The sequence below is a fragment of the Cohnella massiliensis genome (assembly GCF_900169535.1).
GTDB classification, from domain to species: Bacteria; Bacillota; Bacilli; order Paenibacillales; family Paenibacillaceae; genus Cohnella; species Cohnella algarum.
In genome coordinates this window covers 1-4741 of record NZ_LT821248.1, presented here as the reverse complement: position 1 = coordinate 4741, position 4741 = coordinate 1, and the positions used below count along the sequence as shown (strand labels likewise).

General features: G+C 50.4%; 5 protein-coding genes. All 5 read right to left on the bottom strand.

The genetic code is table 11. The features are described from left to right. Positions 1 to 123: 123 nt before the first annotated feature. The 5 genes from B7E11_RS01810 to B7E11_RS01790 all read right to left on the bottom strand — a co-directional run bounded on the left by B7E11_RS01810 (position 124) and on the right by B7E11_RS01790 (position 4469). Positions 124 to 792, bottom strand: coding sequence for an ExeA family protein (locus B7E11_RS01810; protein ID WP_080831937.1), 669 nt, complete (start codon positions 790 to 792; stop codon positions 124 to 126). Continuing rightward, complete coding sequence (locus B7E11_RS01805; RefSeq protein WP_080831936.1) at positions 785 to 2137, bottom strand: DDE-type integrase/transposase/recombinase; 1353 nt, start codon at positions 2135 to 2137, stop codon at positions 785 to 787. The genes B7E11_RS01810 and B7E11_RS01805 overlap by 8 nt, the downstream gene beginning before the upstream one ends. A gap of 42 nt (positions 2138 to 2179) precedes the next feature. Further along, positions 2180 to 2794 (bottom strand): DUF6431 domain-containing protein, encoded by a 615-nt coding sequence (locus B7E11_RS30835; protein WP_425430049.1) that lies wholly within the window; start codon positions 2792 to 2794, stop codon positions 2180 to 2182. Positions 2795 to 3257: 463 nt separating this feature from the next. Further along, on the bottom strand, positions 3258 to 3851 hold the full coding sequence (locus B7E11_RS01795) for a GNAT family N-acetyltransferase (protein WP_080831935.1): 594 nt from the start codon (positions 3849 to 3851) through the stop codon (positions 3258 to 3260). 6 nt (positions 3852 to 3857) lie between these two features. Then, the gene (locus B7E11_RS01790; RefSeq protein ID WP_080831934.1) at positions 3858 to 4469 is read right to left on the bottom strand and encodes a TetR/AcrR family transcriptional regulator; all 612 of its coding nucleotides are present in this window, start codon (positions 4467 to 4469) and stop codon (positions 3858 to 3860) included. Between the last annotated feature and the right edge of the window lie 272 nt (positions 4470 to 4741).

Sequence of the window (4741 nt, the reverse complement as noted above, 5' to 3'; positions counted from 1 at the left end):
ACTCCATCTGCAAGGGTTTTGGGCTGCTTTCGAACATTTCCTTTGCATATGATTTCGACAAATCGGCCTCAAAATCCTTGTGGTTATGCGGTTTTTGTCGGTTTTTCAAGCGTTCAGCAAGCCCTAAATATCGTCGATTGCGCTATCTGAGAAAATATCATGCTCGGCGCCGGCGTATGCCATGCGACGATGGATGTAGGCTCCAGTCTGTTCTCGATCAAAGTGTGGCAGCTTACATTGCAGGTCTATTCGCTGCCTGATCGCCGCATACGTCTGCAGCCCGAGGCGATCCCATAGCTCGCTCTGCCCAACGAGGATAAGTGCCATCGGGCTTTGCGCGTCCATCTTGAAGTTGAGCAGGAAGCGGACTTCCTCGAGCATCTCCCGATCCAGAAGATGCGCTTCGTCGACGACGACAACCGGCTGTAGCCGGTGAATACCGCGCATAAGCTCAATCTCGCGGTGCAAGTGACGCTTGGCATCACCACGATAGAATTTCGACTCGCAGCCGAGTTGCTCCAGCAATCCCTTGTAGAAGTGCCGCGGCGTCAGCTTAGAGTCCGATAGATAAAGCACCTTGTACGTCGCGCTGTCCAGCCGATCTGCGAAACGACGGATGGTTGTCGTCTTGCCCGTTCCGCAATCGCCGGTGACGACGGCGAACCACTGCCGCTGAGCGGCGCAGGTCAGCCGTCCGAGTGTCTCTTCCAGAATCACCGATTCGTACAATTCGATTGTCGGCATGTCTCTGGAGAAAGGCGAGCGACTTAAGCCGTAGAACGTCTCAAACATAGCCGCCCTCCTTGCTCACCTGGCGATAGGCGACGGCCTGTGCTTGCTGTGCCTTACGCGAAGCGTTTTGTTCCTCAGCCGCCGCGAGCAGCCGTGATGTATCCGCCGGTGCTTTGCCCAGATGCTCAGGAAGCGGCGGCCGCTTGCCGGCTCTCTCCCCAATGACGAGCTCACGAACGCGCCAGGGCGCATGACCGTCATACTCAATGATAAGCTCCGTGATGTCCGTCGGGTCGTAGATGACGTCAACCGTGCGACCAAGGAATGCCAAGCCGACTTCGTACTTGCGATCCATGAAGCTGATGCAGCCGGACTTGTCCACCTTGCGCGTTTCACAGTGCAGGAATGCGGTGGCCAAATCGTCCGGATCCACAAACCGGAGCGCTTTCTTGTCGCTGCGATACGCCGTCTCAGGGCTGCAGTTGTCCGCCAGCGCCGAATGCGATTTGTTCTGATAACACTCGGAGAGCCACACCTCGAACAATTCATTCAGCCGCTCAAGCGTCTTGGGTTTCTCGAGTGCCGCTTCGCTTAAGAACGAGTCTACCACGCGATTAAATCGCTCGACCTTCCCCGTCGCCTCTGGCGAGTAGGGCTTAGCGAAGAGGAGGCGGATCCCTAGCTTGGAGCAAGCTCTCGTCATCCATTTCGTGCGGTATTGCTTGCCGTTGTCGAAGTACACCGACTCCGGCACGCCGAACTTTTGAATGGCCCGGCGAAAGCAATCCTCGACGATGGTCTGATCCATGACCGGATAGAACGCGCCGTGCAGCACGAACCGCGTTGCGTCGTCGATGAACGTCACGAGGAACACTTGTTTCATGGCTCCGCCCGGACCAATGGGCAAGTACGGCCCGTACTTAATGTCTGAATGCCACAGACGATTACGATGCCGCTGCTGAAAGCGCCTGGCGGCGACGCCTGATTCGGCGTACATTCGCATATGGCGCGTGCTGTAGCCACGAGCGGCAAGACGTTCTTGCAGCGTGCTGCGCTTGATTGCGCCGCGCGGGATACGACCTTCCCACTCCAGAATCTGAATGAGCTGCGCAACGCTGCGGCCCGGCACTTCCCGGCGAAGCAGAATGGCTTGCTCCAGCACCTCCGGCGGAATCGTCTGATCCGATGGCTGACGTCCTTTGCCGAGCGGCTTCAGCCCGCTAAAACCTTCTTCTTTGTACTTCGCCAAGTACCGTCGTAGCGTCCGCTCGGAGACGCCTATCTGCTCGCAGATTCTAACTTTGATCTCCTTCGCCTTGGCTGGGTCAAGCCCTTCTGCCAAGAGCGGTGATAAGAGTTGCATTCGCTCTGCCGCAATAGCCTCGGCCTTCTTCTGATCTTTCATCTGACGACAACCTCCGTTAGTAGACTTCGAGACGAGTCTACCTCAGGACGAGGCGGACAAAAATGCAGAACGGGTATGTAACCACAAATTTGCGTTTGTAACGCTGCGGACAATTCTCGCAAGCCATCCGGGAGAGGCTGTCACAATACGTCCGATTCCATGATGTGCAGACTGCGAAAGGACGGACGGCTTCTCCGCAGGGTCTTGGTGAAAGCGAAAGGAGATGGATCTGAGTGCGCCAAGGACGTACGTACGCTGATCTGCGAACCAACATTTCCAGCGACGCAACGTCGCGTCATCTGCAGCTACGGAAGGCGATGTAGGTTCCGCTACCACTTGCTCTATGCATTCTGATTCATAACGCTTATACGGTACGATGCAATCCGGTAGTTCATGGTGAATCCTGCGACACTGCAAGCAACGAAGCCTACGAACGATGAGCAAACGCTGTTCTCCGGATTCATTCGCCAGTTTGCGCTGACGACTACCGATGACAACAAGCTTATCTCCGCAACACGGACAAGGAACCGCTTCTGCACACCGAACAAAAAACGCCGGGTATCTTCTCAACCAACGTATAGTCTGATACAATGACCATGTTGATGGGGGGATGCTTCCGTACACTTGTTCCCGCAAGTGTACATCCAAGGGAGGCATCCTTTTCCTTTTCTATGATACGGTTATTATATTTGGCAACTCTTGGACAGGCAATCCCGCCAGCAGTTGGACGTTATCTTTTAGCGGCAACACTTGTCTTGCTCGTCGTCGGATAGAGGGGAATTCTTTTTTACGTTTATAACAGTGATTATCCGTTCTTCATCTAATTGGTTCACATTGTTGATCATCATTGCGCGTTGCAGAGCGTATTGAAGTGCGTCTTGCCTGTTTCGTGCTTTCGGAATTCATTCAGATACAGTTTTTACCTTTTCATCAGTCTTGTACGCCGGCAACGATCCTGGGTCCCTTCGGAGGAGAAGCTCGTTTCCATGAGCTTTTGAATAGTTAATTTTTCAATATCATCATTTGGACGAAGAAATCGGTCGATTAGATGAGGATCCGGTTGCTGTCGGAAGTCTAGTAACTCATGTAAGACTTTGTCTAATCCGCTAACTAATCCATATTATTTGATATACCTCAGAGATATAAAGTAATTGATCCCGATTTTCTTTGCATGTTTACTCGGTATTTGCCTACGTTTGTATTCTTTAAAACCTAATTTATTATATAGTTTCATGGCTGGAGTATTGCTATCGGCGACTTCTTCAATCAAATAAATCTTGTGAGGTGTACGTTCAAGAATCTGGCGAATCAACTGCGAAGCAACGCCCTGTCCCCTGAATTCGGCGGCCGTGCCAACAAATTCAATGGAGCCAACACCAGGCGAAGGATGAACGGAGTTAGATTCAAATTCCTTTTTTAAAAATATGCCAGCCAAGGTGCCTTTATAAAAACCTAAATGTTTACGAAGTTCTTTTTTATCCAATTTAACCGAAAGTGAAGTTCCATCCGTACAAGCAGCCATTCCGGCTACTTTCCCTTTGTATAAAGCCACATAGAATTGGTCTAAAACAAACATATGGGCGAACGCTGCAGAAATCCTTTTCGGATCCTTAGAGAAGAACCCAAGCCACTGTGTGAATCCCTCTGCGAAGATTTCAGCTAACCCTTGCCTAACATCAAACTCGGCTTGGTCGGCTCTAACCACGTTAATCATACAAGGTCACTTCCTTTCCTTCATTAGAATTGCGGAGAGGGTAGATGATGAGGGCATAGTAAAGTTATTCTTTAGTAATACTTTCATCTGAGCCAAACCTTGAATCGATGCAAAAAATAAGGTGGCCATCTCCTGTGCATCACCCGAGGAAAATTCCCCAAGCTGCTGACCCTTACGAATAAGCTGTGCTGTAGCATTAAGCAACCTGGCATTTAGCCGGAGAATATCGTCATGTTGTTGTGAGGCTGCGGCAGATCCAGCTATTAGCGATTGATTGATAAGAATCAGTAGATGGGCCAGTTCCTCCCCGTTGATCATATCGGTGTAGATTTCGTCGACAAATTGTTCCATTAACGCAATAGGGGATTGAGCGGATTCGAAGAAAGTAATAATACGTTTCAATCCTTCAACCGCGTATGCAACCAATTCATCAAATAAATGATCCTTCGTCTTAAAATGACGATACAGTAGCCCGACACTAATGCCAGCTGTATCCGCGATCTCTTGAACATTCGTCGAGCCGTAGCCTTGACGAACAAATAACTGCATCGCTGCTAGCTGGATTTTCTCCCTAGTGGCATTGCGCATGTCTTCAAACTGTTCTTTGCTGCGTGGCAAAGGATTCCCGCCTTCCTTTGAGTGAATTTTCATTCATTATAAATTGTTGGGATCGGAATAGCAATAATCAACTTAACGGACGGAGTGATCTGTTGTGACTTGTCACCGCCGGGATATAATTGACCCACCAGCGCCGGAATGAAAATGACCCACCCCTGTAGAATATATCTCCTCTGTAGTATCGGCCAAGATATTTCAAGAGGAGGCAATATGCTAAGGAGTGGGACAGTGATTAGATTACATGAACTTCAAGCTAGCGGCAAGAGTATCCG